Source organism: Coleofasciculus sp. FACHB-542 (assembly GCF_014695825.1).
GTDB lineage: Bacteria > Cyanobacteriota > Cyanobacteriia > Cyanobacteriales > FACHB-T130 > FACHB-T130.
Map to the genome: position 1 here is coordinate 15,350 of NZ_JACJPB010000036.1, position 16,032 is coordinate 31,381.

Genomic DNA, 16,032 nt, shown 5'->3' on the forward strand with positions numbered 1-16,032 from the left:
TCGGTAATCGGTAATGCCTTGTATGAATTACCAATTACCAATTACCGTTTCTCCAATTCCTAATGACTCAGGAGAATGGCTCTTTTGGTCTTGAGATATCATCCCATAGAGAGAAACCTTTTCCCGGAGACTTTGATAAAAGGAACGCGAAGAATGCTATCGCCTTCGAGATCCCGATTTCATGGAAGCAAATTCATAGCCGCGCCAGACGCCGACCAACACACCTTGCACCTCCACTTGGTTCGCCTTTACTTTAATGGGGTCGTATTTGGTATTGGCTGGTTTGAGCGTAATTTGCTCTCCCTGCCGGTGATAGCGTTTCAAAGTCGTTCCGTGTCCTTCGACTCGTGCTGCCACAATCGTGCCATTTTTCACGCGATCCGGTTCGGGTACGGGTCGCATGATGACCATATCGCCTTCAGCAATTTGGTCATCAATCATGCTGTCTCCGACCACCCGAAGGGCATAATAATCCGGCTGACGAAACAGGGCAGCCAAATCCAGCTGTTCGACCGTATCGGTGAAAGGTTCGACAAGACCACCGGCAGCGATCGCTCCTAAAACCGGCACTCCACCCGCACCAGAGCGCACAATCCTAATCGTGCGGGCTTTTCCTTCCGTCCAGTCAATATAGCCTTTCGCACGCAAGTGTTCCAGGCGGCTCTGAACCGGCGCAGGCGACTTCAGTTCCATTGCCCGCATCATCTGCCGAATTGAAGGCGCGTGTTGATATTGACTGATATATTCCACCAGCCAATTATAAAGTTGCTGCTGAGCATCAGTTAGGGGTTCCATAAAACAATAGGGGAATACTAATCTACGTCCTATAGAACATTCGTACTACTAAAATCCACGTCTGTCCAGTGGTTAATGGCTAATGTTTTTTAAACAATTAGCCATTTGCCATTCGCGATTAGGGATTAGCAAATTATCAATCTGCTCCCAAAAGACTCACCAACAAAGCCTTCTGCGCGTGCATTCGGTTTTCTGCCTGATCCCAAACCCGCGACTGAGAACCTTCGATAACAGCATCGGTAATTTCTTCCTCTCGATGAGCAGGTAAACAATGCAGCACAATTGCATCAGGATCGGCAATACTCAACAGCTGCTCATTCACTTGGTAAGGTTGAAAAATTGGAATTCTGGCATCTGCTTGTTCCTCTTGACCCATACTTGCCCATACGTCGGTATAAAGCACATGGGCACCTTTGGTGGCAGCTTCAGGGTCGTTAGTAATTGTTACCTCAGAGTTAGTCTGTGCAATCTTTTTCGCTTGCTCGACAATTGCCGCATCGGGTTGATACTCCGTAGGTGTAGCAATTCTCACATTCATCCCCATCAACGCGCAGCCCAAAAGCAGGGAGTTTGCCATATTATTACCATCTCCCAGATAAGTTAAAGTTAGCCTATCTAGCGTTCCAAAGCATTCTTGAACAGTTAATAAATCAGCTAAAACCTGACAGGGATGTTCTAAATCCGACAGCGCATTGATAATCGGAATCTTGGCATAGTTCGCAAAAGTTTGCAGATCCTCCTGCTCAAATGTCCGAATCGCTAAGATGTCTAGATAGCGATCCAACACTCGTGCTGTATCGGCTAACGGTTCTCCCCGGCTCACCTGGGTAACATTAGGATTAAGGTCTATCACCTGACCGCCTAGTTGGTACATTGCCACTGAAAAGCTGACGCGAGTCCGTGTAGACGCTTTATAAAACAACAGCCCTAACACCTTATTGCAGCGCAAATTTAGCTGATGCGTCTTCAGCTGAGCTGCCAAATCCAAAAGTTCTTTCATTTCCTCAGCACTGAGGTCTGCCAGACTTAGGAGATCTCGTCCTTTCAATGCTTCCATTTTTATCCCCGATGAGTGAAGTAAAATGCGTTCCCGCAGAGTGAGTCTTAACGGAGCGCGTCGTTTTGACTCTACTTGGCTCTTGTTATACCGTTTTAAAACCCTACCAGATTTTTATCAACTTAGCTGTGGCAGAGAATTGTAAGGACAAGTTCATGAGTAACCAGAAGTGTTTCCAGGTACATCTAGGGTAAAACTTTCGGGATAGCAACCCATTTTTGCAGAATTTAACGGGTTTGAAGGGAAAATGTTTTTTCTGTTCCAGCAGCTTAATAGAGAGTTATTCATCCCAAATTTAGGCTTCTCCAGTCTCTTTCAACCCTAGTCATCGAAAATATCTTTTCAACCGAGAAATAAACCACTATAGAGTCAAAATAAACCTTAAAAAAGGTATTGATATGGTAAAACTTCCTTTTGTATCCTTTCAGCAAAAAAAGTAAGCAAAAGCTCAGCCTGTTTCCCCTACCTAGAAAATAGGTTGCAAGAATTAACAAACTGATGTATACCGCTTAGGGGGGTTAGACTTAAAATTTTTAGTATAACTTTAAGCCATTTAAGGATATTTACTAAGATAATCATTGATTCATAAAAATAATTAGAAATATCACAGAAATATAACTTTTCCAGAATCCCGAATATGAAATTTCCCTTCGCGGTGAAAATAGGGCTGGCTATCTCGCTTCTTTCAGTTGGAGTCACCAGCACTAGCGTTTATTTTTTCTACTCAAAAACAAATCAAATTGTTTTAAACCAGATGTCAGAGCGGCTGAAAGATGTAGGTCGTCAAGGAGCATCTTCGTTAGAGCAAGACGAAAAACAAACAATTCAGCAGCTTCGTAAGTCCCTTGAAAAAAATTCTTTGCCTATAAGCGAAAAAATCAGAACCCTAGAACCTGGAGAAATCACGGCTTCTTTACCACCTAAAATTGCTCAAGAATATATAAAGTCCCCGGAGTATCAAGCTCTTGTAAAAATTTTGATAAAAATCAGAAATAGCAGCCGGAGAAAAGTATTTCCTGTGAGATTCTTGAGGCAAACATCGGAAGCAAAAGACAAGATTCCGCTCATTCGCTCAACCTATCTTATTGTCAGCATTCCAGAATCTCCGAGATATCGAATTGTCAAGTTTCTGGCTCATGACGCTTCTCAAAAAACACTAGATCAGAAAGAAAAATTGATTGGAGATTTATACGCAACTGAGCAAAATGAACTACAGCAAGCTTTTGAGGGGGAAGCACAAGCCGGCAAAAAATTTTATACAGATGAAGTTGGCACTTTTCTCAAAGCAGCCATTCCCATTAAAGATGAAAAAGATAATGTTATTGCTGTTTTAGTTTTAGAGTACGACGGTACCCACGAAATCAATCAAATTCACAAATTACGATATATTTGCATCAGTATTATTAGTATTAGTTTAGCCTTATCACTGCTCGTCGCATTTTTGCTGGCGCGTTGGTTGGGAAACCCTATCGAAAAATTATTAGAAGGTGCTCAAAAAGTATGCGATCGCAACTTTGACATCTTTATAGATGTTAAAAGCAAAGATGAGTTGGGACTGTTGGCAGATGCCTTTAATTCGATGGTAGCGGAAATACGAGACTATGCCCAAAACCTAGAATCCAAAAATAAAGATTTATTACAAATCAATCAACTAAAAGATGAATTTTTAGCTAATACTTCCCAAGAGCTACAAACTCCTTTAAATGAAATAATCGGTATCACTGACTCTCTTTTAGAGGGAGCTGCTGGACAACTGTCGGAAATTCAAAAGCAAAATTTGTTAATGATTTTGCAAAGCGGTCAACGGCTAGCAAATATGGTTAACGATATTGTTGATTTAGAAAAACTTAAGCATAAAACACTGGGTTTAAAACTCAGACCAGTAGGAATGCAAGAAATTGCCGATGTAGTTTTAACTCTTGCTAAACCTTTCGCAGATATCAAAGGTTTGCGCTTGGTTAATCGAATTGAACCTACTGTACCAATGGTATGTGCTGATGAAAATAGAGTTCAACAAATCCTGCATAATTTAGTTAGTAATGCGATTAAATTTACTGATACAGGTAGTATACAAGTTGTTTCTTCAGTTGCGGATAATTACATGGAAATTACGGTTGCAGATACCGGAATTGGCATTCCAATCAATAGAATAAATACCATTTTTGATGCTTTTGAACTTACCGAAGAATCTATTTCTAGACCTTACGTAGGGACGGGCATCCGCCTTGCAGTTACTAAACAACTGGTGGAATTGCATGGCGGCAAAATTTACGTAGAATCCATTCTAAAAAAAGGTTCGCGGTTTACTTTTACGCTACCGCTGGCAGGAAAATTGGAAAGTATACAACAAACGCTTTCCAAAGAACTCAGTTCAAAAGAGGTTGAAATTCAAAACTTTCAGTTTGAAAGGTTACAAGATTACCTACAACCTGCACCCCAAGAAGGAAAATTTAAAATTTTAATTGTAGATGACGATCCGGTTAATCTTCAGATCCTTAACAATTATCTCTATTTGGAAAATTATACGGTTTATCAAGCGAGGAATGGAATCGCTGCTTTAGAAGCCATTGAGCAAGGTCTAAAGCCTGATTTAATTTTACTTGATGTAATGATGCCAAAAATGTCAGGCTATGAAGTTTGCAAAAAAATTCGCCAAACTTTCCCTGCCAATGAATTACCAATTGTGATTGTGACAGAAGCGCATAGCGTTGCTAATTTATTAGAAACCTTTGGGTCAGGAGCCAATGATTATCTAACTAAACCTATTTCAAGACACGAATTAATAGCACGAATAGAGACTCATCTTGAGCTTTCCAAAATAAATATTGCTTATGGTCGATTTGTGCCCCGTCAATTTATTAGTTTGCTGGGAGAAGAAAGCATTGTTAATGTAAAGCTAGGCGATCAAGTGCAGAAAGACATGACAATCCTCTTTTCTGACATTCGCAACTTTACGAGCCTTTCAGAGGCGATGTCACCCAAAGAGAATTTTAATTTTATTAATTCCTACTTGAGTCGGGTGAGTCCCGTTATCCGGAATAATAATGGTTTTATAGATAAATATATTGGAGATGCGGTGATGGCGCTTTTCCCGGAAAGCGCTGAAGATGCTTTGCGGGCAGCGATTGAAATGCAAAAACAAGTTTCGCAGTACAATATGGAACGCCGAAGAAGCAATTTACCTCCTATCGCTATCGGCATTGGCATCCATAGCGGCAGTTTGATGCTAGGCACGATTGGAGATGAACAGCGTATGGAAGGGACAGTGATTTCAGATGCAGTGAATCTGGCGTCTCGTCTGGAAGATTTGACCAAAGCCTACGGAGCTTCTATTATTATTAGTGAAAAGACTTTGCTGGGTTTAGAAGATCCCACTCGATATAATTATAGATTCTTGGATAAAGTTCATATTAAAGGTCGTAAAGATTTATCGCCTATTTTTGAAGTTTTTGATGGTGTTATCTTAGAGACTTTAGAGCTAAAAAGCAAAACCAGAAGCTCTTTTGAATTGGGAATTCATCTCTATTACAGCCAAAAATATGCCTCTGCGGAAGAAATTTTCAAGAACGTCTTAGAGCAAAATAATCAAGATAAAGCGGCTAGCCTCTATGTTAAACGTTGCCAGAGATTGCAAAAACAGGGAACCGATGAAAGATGGGACGAAATTGAGTCTTTCGAGGAAGCCTTTTAGGCAAAACAACAGGGAGGGATGTTTAAAGAGTGGGTTGCAAAGGCAACCTACATCGCCGATTACCAATTCTGCGATTAAACGCTTGCTTTTAAGCCTTCCAGGTCTCTGTCTAGGAATGGTTTTACCTTCTGTAACGGCTTTGATGCCGAGTCGGGTTTTGGCTGCGGAAAAAATATTTATTTCCTATGGACCGATACAGTTATCCCTTCCGGTTTCGGCACTGGAAGAATATGCCAGGGAAGGCAAAATCAATCAGGATTTAGGGTTTTATGCTCAATTTTTTAAGCCGGAACAGCTAGAGCAGTTACGGAGGATTTTGCAAACTCGTGCGAATGTGAGTCCGGTGGCAGTGGCTCAATTTCTCTACACACCGCAGGGGGAAATTCTGCTGCGGCGGGTTGGCGAAATTATTCAAACAAAAGCGTTTCAACCGGGTTTTTATGCAATTCGAGCTGCTTTAATTCAAGCTGCTGCCGATCCACAAGGATTGACGCCACTGAATGTACTGCGAAAGTTTCCGACTTACGCAATTCGGATTAATTCGGATCGGGGCTTTGAGATTATTGATGAGCTGAGCAACCTAATCGGGAAAACTCAAGGAGCGATCGCTGCTGTTGAACAGGAAGCTTTGGCTGAAATCTCAGCTCAGTCATCCACTCAGATGCCCTTTCAGCCATCACAAATGGCAACACCGTCTAATATTCCCGCAGGGCGGGATTTACAGCAACCAGGGCCGCTAAGCTGGGAAATGCAAACCCTGACGCTCAATGACCTCAGCCGCAGCCGTACCTTCCCAGTCGATGTTTATCTGCCGCAGTTGAGCGGACGAGCCGCACCTGTGATTGTAATTTCTCATGGGCTGGGAAGCGATCGCTTGTCCTATGCCTACCTGGCGAGACACCTAGCCTCTCATGGATTTGCAGTGGCTCTGCCAGAGCATCCAGGCAGTAATTCCCAGCAGTTGCAGGCTCTAATTAGCGGTCTGACAAGCGATGCGGCTCCTCCCAGCGAGGCGGTTGACCGTCCTCTAGATATGAAGTATTTGCTAGATCAACTGGCAGCTACTTATCGAGGACGACTAGATATGCAAAACGTCGGCGTCCTTGGTCAATCGTTTGGCGGCTACACAGCGTTGGCGCTGGCGGGTGCAGAAATTAATTTTGAGAACCTGGAAAAAGATTGCACTGCTATCAATAGTTCGTTGAATCTGTCGCTGTTGCTCCAGTGTCGGGCGCTGCTATTGCCGCAAATTGATTATCAATTGGGGGATGACCGAATTAAGGCAGCGATCGCGATCAATCCAGTTGATAGTAGCATCTTCGGAAAAAGTGAGATGAGCGGCATCAAAGTTCCGATAATGTTATTTGCCAGCAGTAACGATACCGCCGCACCCGCTTTATCAGAACAGATTAAACCCTTCACTTGGCTGACAACCCCCAACAAATATCTGGTTTTAATGAAAAAGGCAACGCATTTTTCCACTTTGGGAGAAGCGTTTGAAGGTACTGGGGTAGTCAAGATTCCGCCACAAGTTGCGGGACCAAATCCCGTGACTGCTTTTGGATATGTGAAAGCCCTGAGCCTAGCTTTTTTTAAAACCTATGTTTCTAACGAGCCAGAATATCAACAATACCTGAATGCTTCTTACGCTCAATATATCAGTCGAGATGAGATTCCTTTAGTTTTGATTCAGTCTTTAACAGAGGAACAATTGCAGGGAATCAGCAATACTTCTACTGCTCAGCCAATCCCATCTCCTACACCCAATACTTTTCAGTTAAGCTCTCCCCCAGCCCTTCCCCTGCAAGGGGACGAGAGGAATTCTTCCCCATCTCTGCCAGGGGATAGGGTAGAGGCGTTAGGTGTGCCTTACCCGAAAAATATTGCTCCTACACCTTAACTAGAATATGCAATCGGATGATTTGAAATTAGCTCAACTAAAACAAAAACTAAGCAGTGTTAAGCGTTCAGCTTGGAAACCTATCGTTCAAGAAGGTGATGGAGATTTAACTGCATCAAAGTTTGCTGGAAAACCTTGGCTGAGTGCCGATGAGACTTGGCCTACTTGTCCTAATTGTCAAAAGCCAATGCAGCTATTTTTGCAACTGAATCTTGATAAGTTGCCTGAAAGCTTGAATGGAAAGTTTGGCAACGGTTTATTACAATTTTTTTATTGTACTAGCTACGACAAGCCTCTTTGCGAGGTTGATTGTGAGGCTTGGGAACCATTTGCAACAACTAAACTCGTGAGAATTATCCAACCAAACACCACACCATCAGAGATGGATATCCCAGAAATAGAAGATTTATTTCCTGCTAAGTTAATTGTAGGATGGGAACAAAGGGACGAGTATCCTGGCAGGGAAGAGATAGAACTAGATAACTATACAATAGATAATAAAGCTTTTGATATTGTCTACAAGCGCCCTCGAAGAGAAGACAAGTTAGCTGGTTGGCCTAGTTGGGTACAATTTCCTGAATATCCAAATTGTCCAACTTGTAACCGCGAAATGAATCAATTTATTTTTCAAATTGATTCAGGAGATGATAACAATAATATTCTTTATAACTGGGGTGATATGGGAGCAGCATATCTCGTCCAATGCCCAAAACATAAGGAACAAGCTGCTTGTCTGTGGCAGTGCCACTAATTAAAAACTTATAGGATTAAATGCAAGGATTTCTTAACTTAAATAAACCTGTTGGATTCACTTCTCACGATTGTGTCGCCAAGGTGCGAAAACTCTTGCGCCTCAAGCGCGTGGGACACGCAGGAACTTTAGATCCGGCTGCGACTGGCGTGTTACCAATTGCGCTGGGCAAGGCGACGCGACTGTTGCAATATCTGCGGCAGGATAAGGCTTATCGGGGGACGATTCGGCTGGGAGTAAGGACGACGACTGATGACTTGGAAGGGGAAATAATCAGCACCCAGCCAGTACCAGAATTAACTTTACAACAGGTGCAAGCAGCCTTAAAGAAATTTGAGGGCAAAATTCAGCAAGTGCCGCCAAATTATAGTGCCATTCAAGTTGAGGGAAAACGCCTGTACGATAGGGCACGGGCGGGGGAAATTATTGAAGTTCCAGCGCGAGAGGTGGAAGTTTATAAGCTAGAAATATTGGAGTGGAGAGAAGGAGATTTTCCTGAATTAGATGTCGCGATCGCTTGTGGCCCTGGAACTTATATTAGAGCGATCGCTCGCGATTTAGGTTTGGCGTGTGCAACTGGCGGCACCCTTGCCGCCCTGACTCGCACTGAGAGTAGCGGCTTCCAGCTATCAGATAGCCTGACTTTTGAAGAATTGGAAGAACAGCTCAAACAAGGAACGTTTCATCCAATTCTAGCGTCGGCAGCTTTGGGGCATCTCCCAGCTGTCACCTTACAAGCAACAGACGCTAAAGCCTGGTGCCAAGGTCAGCGCATTCCTTTTCGCCCCCTTTCCTTTCCTGCCTTGACGGACGCTGAAGAGGGAAAGTTGCGGCTGAACGATGAAGAGGGTCGTTTTTTGGGCATAGGCTGCCTGCTTGCCTTAGAAACTGGCTATCTACTGGTTCCTCTGATGGTATTTGAGCCACTTTGAGCCATGTTTAGAGGAACACCCGCTTTCTCGCGTGCGCGATCGCTGCGATGCCTCTGCGAGCCGGTCGCCAGGATAATCGTTTTAGAGTTAGAACTGGCCGCATGATAGCCGTGTGCGAACGACTTGGCTGCTTTTGGAGAGAATTTTGGATGCGATCGCTAAAATCAACGTTAATTTATATTGCAATTATTCTTGGATTTATTTCGAGCTACGCGAACAAATCATCGGCTCAAGATTCTGATTTCGCCACTTTAAGTCGAGAAATTATTAGCAGACTGAATGGAAATTGTCAGGGTTCTACGCAAGTTAGCTATCAATCCCAGAAACTAACCTCACCGAATGGGATCAATTCAATTTATCTGAATATGAATATTCGGAGAGTTGGTCAAGCCAACAGTCGGGCAAACAATAACTTGTTGATAAAATGTAATCCCAATACTGCTGATAAAATCCTTGGAGAATTAGTGATTGAAAAGGATGGACTATCAAGTACAAAAAGGCTGGGAGATATTCTGGGCTTAAGTAACAATATTCATAACTACGTTATTGCTAATCCAGTCTCTTTTTCCCCGGATGATAGATATTTAGTGCTAAGATTAGATGTTTTTGATGGATTGAATAACTCTTGGGTTAATCATCTAGTTTTAGATACTCTTAATAGTTATAAAATATTAGCTTTTTCCAATTGTGAAGGATTTGAAAGCAATTCCTATTTAGGATTTATTTCATCTTCTGAGATAGTTTTTGCTTGCGAGAATCCTAGCGAACCAGGCCCCATAGAAGTTTTTAATTTTCAAAAAAGGTCTCGACAGAAGATTTCCACCCGGAAACCTTCAAGGGAATTAGTGAAAATTCTTGACAAAGTTCGTTCCTATGGCTCAGTCTCTTCGGGATTTACCATCGTCAATGAACAGCAGTTTCCTCCTCAATAAAAATTAAACTGTTGGATATAAACTCTTACGAGTTCTTTTTGGAACGATAGACTTTGTAGAGCAGTCCTAAGTTGTGAAGGCGAGATCCCCGACTTCTCTAAGAAGTCGGGAAGCGAAAGGGCCAGCATCTCAACACTCCAATAGGATTGCGATAGAGATGTCCCATTTCGCCTGTTTACAAACTTTCTTGTTGATTCAAAATTACTGAGTCTATAGCTTGGGTTTAAAAATAGTGAAATTTAACTCTTGTGCTGGGTTCCGTTCCTCAAACCAGCCTACTAAACTCCAGTAATCTAATACTCGGAAGAAAGTAATTTAGTCCTAAAGTAGACACATCGATCGATATTTTCCTATAGGAGTAAAAACATGACCCAAGCACAAGTAGCACCTTATGGTTCCTGGAAATCGCCCATCACCTCTGACTTAATTGTTTCTGAAACGATTGGAGTGGGGCAGATTGCCTTTGATGGCGAGGATATTTACTGGATTGAGGGGCGACCCGCAGAAGCCGGACGGACTGTGATTGTGCGACGTACCCCAGAGGAGAAAACGATTGATGTTACTCCACCTCCCTTTAACGTCCGAACCCGCGTCAATGAATACGGCGGCGGTGCCTTCTGCGTCGCTGATGGCACTATTTATTTTTCTAATTTTGCGGATCAGCGCCTTTATCGGCAGACTCCAGGTGCAGAACCGCAACCGCTGACACCAGAAGGAAGCTTCTGCTATGCAGATGGAGTAATTGACCGGAAACAGCGGCGGTTGTATGTTGTGCGCGAAGACCACACCACAGGCGATCGCGAACCAATCAATACCTTGGTTAGCATCAACTTGGAAGATGGTGATGATATTCGGGTGTTAGTGTCTGGAAACGACTTTTACTCATCTCCACGTCTCAGTCCTGACGGTTCTCAGCTGGCTTGGTTAACTTGGAATCATCCGAATCTGCCGTGGGATGGAACCGAATTATGGGTTGCACAGATTAAAGCGGATGGTTCCTTGGGTGAAAGCCAACGGGTTGCTGGTGGCGTTGATGAGTCTATTTTTCAGCCAGAATGGTCGCCGGATGGCATTTTACACTTTGTTAGCGATCGCAGTGGGTGGTGGAATCTCTACAGATGGCAATCTCGATCCTCCCTAACCTCCCTTAAAAAGGGGGAAAAAGAGGTTAAACCGCTGTGCGAGATGGAGGCTGAATTTGGGCTTCCGCAGTGGGTTTTTGGGATGTCTACCTATGCCTTTGAATCTGAAGAACGCATTATCTGCACCTATACTCAGCGAGGCATTTGGCATTTGGCGAGCCTCGACACGGAGACAGGACTGGAGCAAATTGAGACGGACTACACTGAAATTTCATCCCTCAAAGCATCTGCGGGTCGTGTGGGATTTATTGCTGGTTCACCGACCAAATTTAGCTCGATTATCCAAATGGATCTGGCTACGCGGCAAATAGAAGTGTTGCAGCGATCCAGTAAGTTAGAAATTGATGCTGGGTATTTGTCTGTCCCGCAACCGATTGAATTTCCAACTGAGAACGGATTAACCGCTCACGCTTTCTTCTATCCGCCCCAAAACCGCGACTATACGGCACCCGATGGTGAGTTGCCGCCCTTAGTCGTCAAAAGCCACGGAGGGCCGACAGCAGCCACCTCTAGCCAGCTGAACTTGCGGATTCAATACTGGACAAGTCGCGGATTTGCTTATCTAGATGTGAATTATGGCGGCAGCACCGGCTATGGACGCGCCTACCATCAGCGGCTAGATGGGCTGTGGGGAATTGTGGACGTGGATGATTGCGTGAATGGGGCGCGGTATCTGGCTCAGCAAGGCTTGGCGGATGGAAACCGGATGGCGATCGCTGGTGGTAGTGCGGGTGGCTACACGACGCTGTGCGCCCTGACTTTCCGCGATATCTTCAAGGCAGGTGCAAGTTACTACGGCGTCAGCGACTTAGAGGCGCTGGTTAGAGATACCCACAAATTTGAATCGCGCTATCTGGATCGGCTGATTGGCCCTTACCCAGAACGGCAAGATATTTATCAGGAGCGATCGCCTATTTACTTTACGGAGAATCTCTCTTGTCCGGTCATTTTCTTTCAAGGGCTAGAAGACAAAGTTGTCCCACCCAACCAAGCAGAAATGATGGTAGAGGCGCTACGTGCCAAAGGGTTGCCCGTCGCTTATGTTCCTTTTGAGGGCGAACAGCACGGTTTCCGCCGTTCGGAGAATATTAAACGCGCCATTGATGGGGAATTTTACTTTTATTCTCGCGTCTTCCAGTTTGAGCTTGCCGATCCCGTGGAGCCAGTTGCGATCGCGAATCTTCCTGAATCATGACCAACCCTCAGGCTGATTACGATAGCCCTTGGAAGGAAGCTTTGGAGATTTATTTTACTGACTTCATGGCTTTCTTCTTCCCGCAAGCTTATGCTGACATCTACTGGTCGCAGGGCTACGAATTTCTCGACACCGAACTTCAACAAGTCGTCCGCGATGCAGAACTGGGGAGGCGTCGAGTCGATAAACTGGTAAAAGTCTGGCGACAAAACGGCGAAGAAACTTGGGTACTGATTCACATCGAAGTTCAAAGCAAAGTCGATGCTAATTTTGCTGAGCGGATGTATGTCTATAATTACCGCCTTTTTGACCGATACCGGCGGCAAGTTGCCAGCTTAGCAGTTTTAGCAGACGAGCAAGTGTCTTGGCGTCCGCAGAGTTATGGCTATGAAATTTGGGGCGCAAGAGTTAGTTTGCGGTTTCCCACTGTCAAACTATTGGACTATGAAGCGCAGTGGCAAAGTTTAGAGCAAAGCACTAATCCTTTTGCTGTCATCATCATGGCTCATCTGAAAGCACAGGCAACGCGCCGCAATCCCGAAGGACGGTTAGAGTGGAAATTGAGCCTAGTTCGAGGGCTATATGAACGAGGTTACAGCCGGGAAAACATCCTAGAGTTGTTCCGGTTAATTGAATGGATGATGGTGTTACCAGAGGAATTACAGTTTGGGTTTGAAGAAACACTAAGTCGTTACGAGGAGGAAAGAAGAATGCCCTTTATCACGCCAATTGAGCGCAGAGGCATCCGCAAGGGAATCGTACAGAATTCTAGAGAGAATGTCATCGAAGTTTTGGAGACACGGTTTGAAACGGTGCCCAGCTCGATTGCTGAGAGTATCAATAATCTCGAAGATTCGGCAGTGCTAAAACAGCTTCTGAAGCGGGCAATTACCATTAGCTCCTTGGAAGAATTCCAACAAGCGATCGCCCAGCTTACCTCTCAGGAAGAATCGGAAACAGCTTAAAGTCACAATTTTTAAACGGAGATTAATTCATGCCTGACGAACCGATATTCAACATTAACGAAGAAATGTATGAGACGCTGCTAGAATTCCAGCAGCAAATTGAAGCAGGCGAAGTCGAATCACCAGCGGAAACGACACAAGAACCAGAACATCTCGACACGACTAGAGAATCTCTGGAAAATGTTTACTTGGCTGAGAGTGATTCAAAACACCCTCTTGAGTAAAGGTGCAGGTAGCAGGGTGCGATCGCGCTTGTGAGTCGTGGGGAAAGCGAACCGACAGGTCGGCGCTTTGCTATCGCACCCTTCCCTTCTTCATCCGTCTATTGTTTGCCTAAAATTAAGAGCCATTTTGTCCCAATAACGCCGTACAAAAACGCCTAATTGAGAAGCGCCAAGAAATTAGCAATATGATTGGGTGGTTTTTGCTGAATAATATTTGATTGAATAGGAAATGCAGAAAAAACAAAAATTCCCCTACTTAGTTGGTTCCAAATGGACAGCCCAGCAAAAAACGTGGGGATGGCGACATTTTCAGGTAGTGAATCGCAAAAACCAAGGCAAGTTTGTTTTTGCAGAAATGGTTGCTTCCTGTGACCCAAATGTGCGTTTCTGGATTAACGCCAAGCTGCTAAAAAATCCCTCCCAGTGGCAAGCAGGCTGGCAATCTTTGCAAGAAATGGAGGAAAAGGAAAATAGCGAATTAAATATTGAAAGTCCAATCATTTCTAATTTTTAATAATTCCTATGACTGCTGTTTCCCTTGAGAACGTCCGCAAACTCTACAACAAAATCCCTGTCGTCAACGACCTCTCCTTTACGATTAAATCTGGAGAGATGTTTGGACTCCTTGGCCCTAACGGTGCAGGGAAATCTACGACAATTCGGATGCTAACCACATTGACAAAACCCAGTGAAGGTCAAATTGAGGTCGCTGGATATGATGTGGTACGACAACCTTTGCAGGTAAAACAAAATATTGGGGTGGTATTGCAACAAATCAGCGTGGATGCCGATTTGACGGTTTGGGAAAATATGGAACTGCATGGGCGGATGCACCATATTCCCCAGCACCAGCGACAGCAGGACATCGATCGATGGCTGGAATACGTGGAACTGGTAGACAGGCGAGATAGCCTGGTAAAAACCCTTTCAGGTGGCATGAAGCGCCGATTGCAGATTGCCAGAGCCTTATTGCATCAACCTTCTATTCTTTTTTTGGATGAGCCAACGGTGGGATTAGACCCGCAAACGCGCCGCCGTCTCTGGGAAATTATCCGAGATTTGAATAAGCAAGGGATGACGATGCTGCTGACGACGCATTACATGGATGAGGTGGAATATTTGTGCGATCGCATTGGTATCATGGATGCCGGTCAATTGATTGAGCTTGGCACCTTGCAACAGCTGCGCTCTAAACACGGCGAAGGGTTGGTGATGAAACAACAAGGAGATCGCTGGGAATACAAATTCTTCCCCAATCTGGAACAAGCCAACGCTTATCTTGACGCTGCACCGGATAAAACTGGTATGATGGTTCGCCCGTCCAATCTAGAAGATATTTTCGTTGAACTCACAGGACGCCAGCTAGACTAACCCATTTAGTCATTCGTCTTTTATTCAGAGTCTCTTCCCCATGACGAATGACGAATGACGAATGACTGACTAATGACGAATGACTAATGATGCCTCGCCTCGCCTCGAAAATTGAAGCCATTCTTTATCTCAAGGGTAAGCCGATCTCGGTTAGCGAAATTGCCGAATATGCTGAATGCGATCGCGATAACGCCGAAGATGCCCTGATTGAACTCATGACTGACTATGCCCACCGGGATAGCGCCCTAGAAGTGGTGGAAACGCCTGAAGGCTTTACCTTACAATTGCGCTCGCCCTTTCAAGGTTTGGTAGAGGCGTTAGTGCCGCTAGACTTAGGCGTGGGAGCCTTAAGGACGCTGGCAGCGATCGCCCTCAAAGGCCCCATTACCCAATCTGAGTTGGTCGATTTGCGCGGTTCGGGAGCTTATCAGCACGTCCAGGAACTTGTCGAACTGGGTTTTATCCGCAAGCGCCGACAAGCCGATGGTCGTTCCTACTGGTTACAGGTTACGGAAAAATTTCATCAATATTTTGAAGTCGAACAACTCCCCCAACTGACTCAGCAGGATGTACCGTAAAACCAGCCATTTGGTGTTTCACAGAGCATATTTTTCAAAAAATCTCTCTATCGGCTTACATTTGATAACCAATAGTATGGAGTAGCCAAACAACACAATCGTTTACAGTAGAAGGAAAGCTACTCAAATCTTTTTATTCCAATGGTGTTTAACCCTGAATTGTTCGACCGCGAGCCTGAAGATGCACAAGTCAATCAGCTCCTCCAATATATTCAGCACCAATCTCCAGAAGTTTTAGCGCGAGTTGCCAAATCTGTCACGCCGGACATTAAGCAAATCGTCTCGCAGAACGTTCAGGGACTGGTAGGAATGCTTCCCTCAGAGAATTTTAACGTTCAAATTACGACCGACAGAGAAAATTTAGCAGGTCTATTGGCATCAGCCATGATGACTGGCTATTTCTTACGCCAGCTTGAACAACGGATGCAGCTGGATGAATCGTTGACTGGTTCTTCCCTGTCTCACAAACCTTCTAACAGCGAAAAATTCGCTGATTAAA

Annotated in this window: 14 protein-coding genes; 12 read left to right on the forward strand and 2 right to left on the reverse strand. The window is 44.4% G+C overall.

Features of this window, described 5'->3' with window-relative positions; translation table 11 throughout:
- Nucleotides 1-156: 156 nt before the first annotated feature.
- Both lexA and argF read right to left on the reverse strand, forming a co-directional pair.
- Entirely contained in the window at nucleotides 157-795 is a 639-nt protein-coding gene (gene lexA / locus H6F52_RS12025) for a transcriptional repressor LexA (protein ID WP_190410589.1), read from the reverse strand.
- A gap of 136 nt (nucleotides 796-931) precedes the next feature.
- Nucleotides 932-1,852 carry an ornithine carbamoyltransferase gene (gene argF / locus H6F52_RS12030; protein WP_190534898.1) on the reverse strand — a complete coding sequence of 307 codons (921 nt, stop codon included), beginning with the start codon at nucleotides 1,850-1,852 and terminating at the stop codon, nucleotides 932-934.
- Nucleotides 1,853-2,489: 637 nt separating this feature from the next.
- Here argF and H6F52_RS12035 point away from each other — a divergent pair.
- From H6F52_RS12035 to H6F52_RS12090, 12 genes are all read left to right on the forward strand, one after another.
- Complete coding sequence (locus tag H6F52_RS12035) at nucleotides 2,490-5,543, forward strand: response regulator (RefSeq protein ID WP_190534901.1); 3,054 nt, start codon at nucleotides 2,490-2,492, stop codon at nucleotides 5,541-5,543.
- A gap of 115 nt (nucleotides 5,544-5,658) precedes the next feature.
- A complete protein-coding gene (locus H6F52_RS12040; protein ID WP_242033928.1) occupies nucleotides 5,659-7,443 on the forward strand; it encodes an alpha/beta hydrolase in 1,785 nt (594 codons plus the stop codon).
- Between the two features lie 7 nt (nucleotides 7,444-7,450).
- Entirely contained in the window at nucleotides 7,451-8,194 is a 744-nt protein-coding gene (locus H6F52_RS12045) for a DUF1963 domain-containing protein (RefSeq protein WP_190439323.1), read from the forward strand.
- A gap of 20 nt (nucleotides 8,195-8,214) precedes the next feature.
- A complete protein-coding gene (truB, locus tag H6F52_RS12050) occupies nucleotides 8,215-9,126 on the forward strand; it encodes a tRNA pseudouridine(55) synthase TruB (RefSeq protein WP_190534905.1) in 912 nt (303 codons plus the stop codon).
- Between the two features lie 47 nt (nucleotides 9,127-9,173).
- Nucleotides 9,174-10,058, forward strand: coding sequence for a hypothetical protein (locus H6F52_RS12055; protein WP_190534908.1), 885 nt, complete (start codon nucleotides 9,174-9,176; stop codon nucleotides 10,056-10,058).
- 366 nt (nucleotides 10,059-10,424) lie between these two features.
- Nucleotides 10,425-12,395, forward strand: a complete 1,971-nt coding sequence (locus H6F52_RS12060) for a S9 family peptidase (protein WP_190534911.1) — start codon at nucleotides 10,425-10,427, stop codon at nucleotides 12,393-12,395.
- Nucleotides 12,392-13,360 (forward strand): transposase, encoded by a 969-nt coding sequence (locus tag H6F52_RS12065; RefSeq protein ID WP_190534914.1) that lies wholly within the window; start codon nucleotides 12,392-12,394, stop codon nucleotides 13,358-13,360. The genes H6F52_RS12060 and H6F52_RS12065 overlap by 4 nt, the downstream gene beginning before the upstream one ends.
- Before the next feature lie 29 nt (nucleotides 13,361-13,389).
- The gene (locus H6F52_RS12070) at nucleotides 13,390-13,584 is read left to right on the forward strand and encodes a hypothetical protein (RefSeq protein WP_190534917.1); all 195 of its coding nucleotides are present in this window, start codon (nucleotides 13,390-13,392) and stop codon (nucleotides 13,582-13,584) included.
- Nucleotides 13,585-13,813: 229 nt separating this feature from the next.
- Complete coding sequence (locus H6F52_RS12075) at nucleotides 13,814-14,098, forward strand: TIGR02450 family Trp-rich protein (RefSeq protein WP_190410579.1); 285 nt, start codon at nucleotides 13,814-13,816, stop codon at nucleotides 14,096-14,098.
- Between the two features lie 8 nt (nucleotides 14,099-14,106).
- A complete protein-coding gene (locus H6F52_RS12080) occupies nucleotides 14,107-14,955 on the forward strand; it encodes an ABC transporter ATP-binding protein (RefSeq protein ID WP_190410578.1) in 849 nt (282 codons plus the stop codon).
- 89 nt (nucleotides 14,956-15,044) lie between these two features.
- Entirely contained in the window at nucleotides 15,045-15,533 is a 489-nt protein-coding gene (gene scpB, locus H6F52_RS12085; protein WP_190410904.1) for an SMC-Scp complex subunit ScpB, read from the forward strand.
- A gap of 141 nt (nucleotides 15,534-15,674) precedes the next feature.
- Nucleotides 15,675-16,031 (forward strand): DUF760 domain-containing protein, encoded by a 357-nt coding sequence (locus tag H6F52_RS12090; protein WP_190410577.1) that lies wholly within the window; start codon nucleotides 15,675-15,677, stop codon nucleotides 16,029-16,031.
- Nucleotide 16,032: the final 1 nt, after the last annotated feature.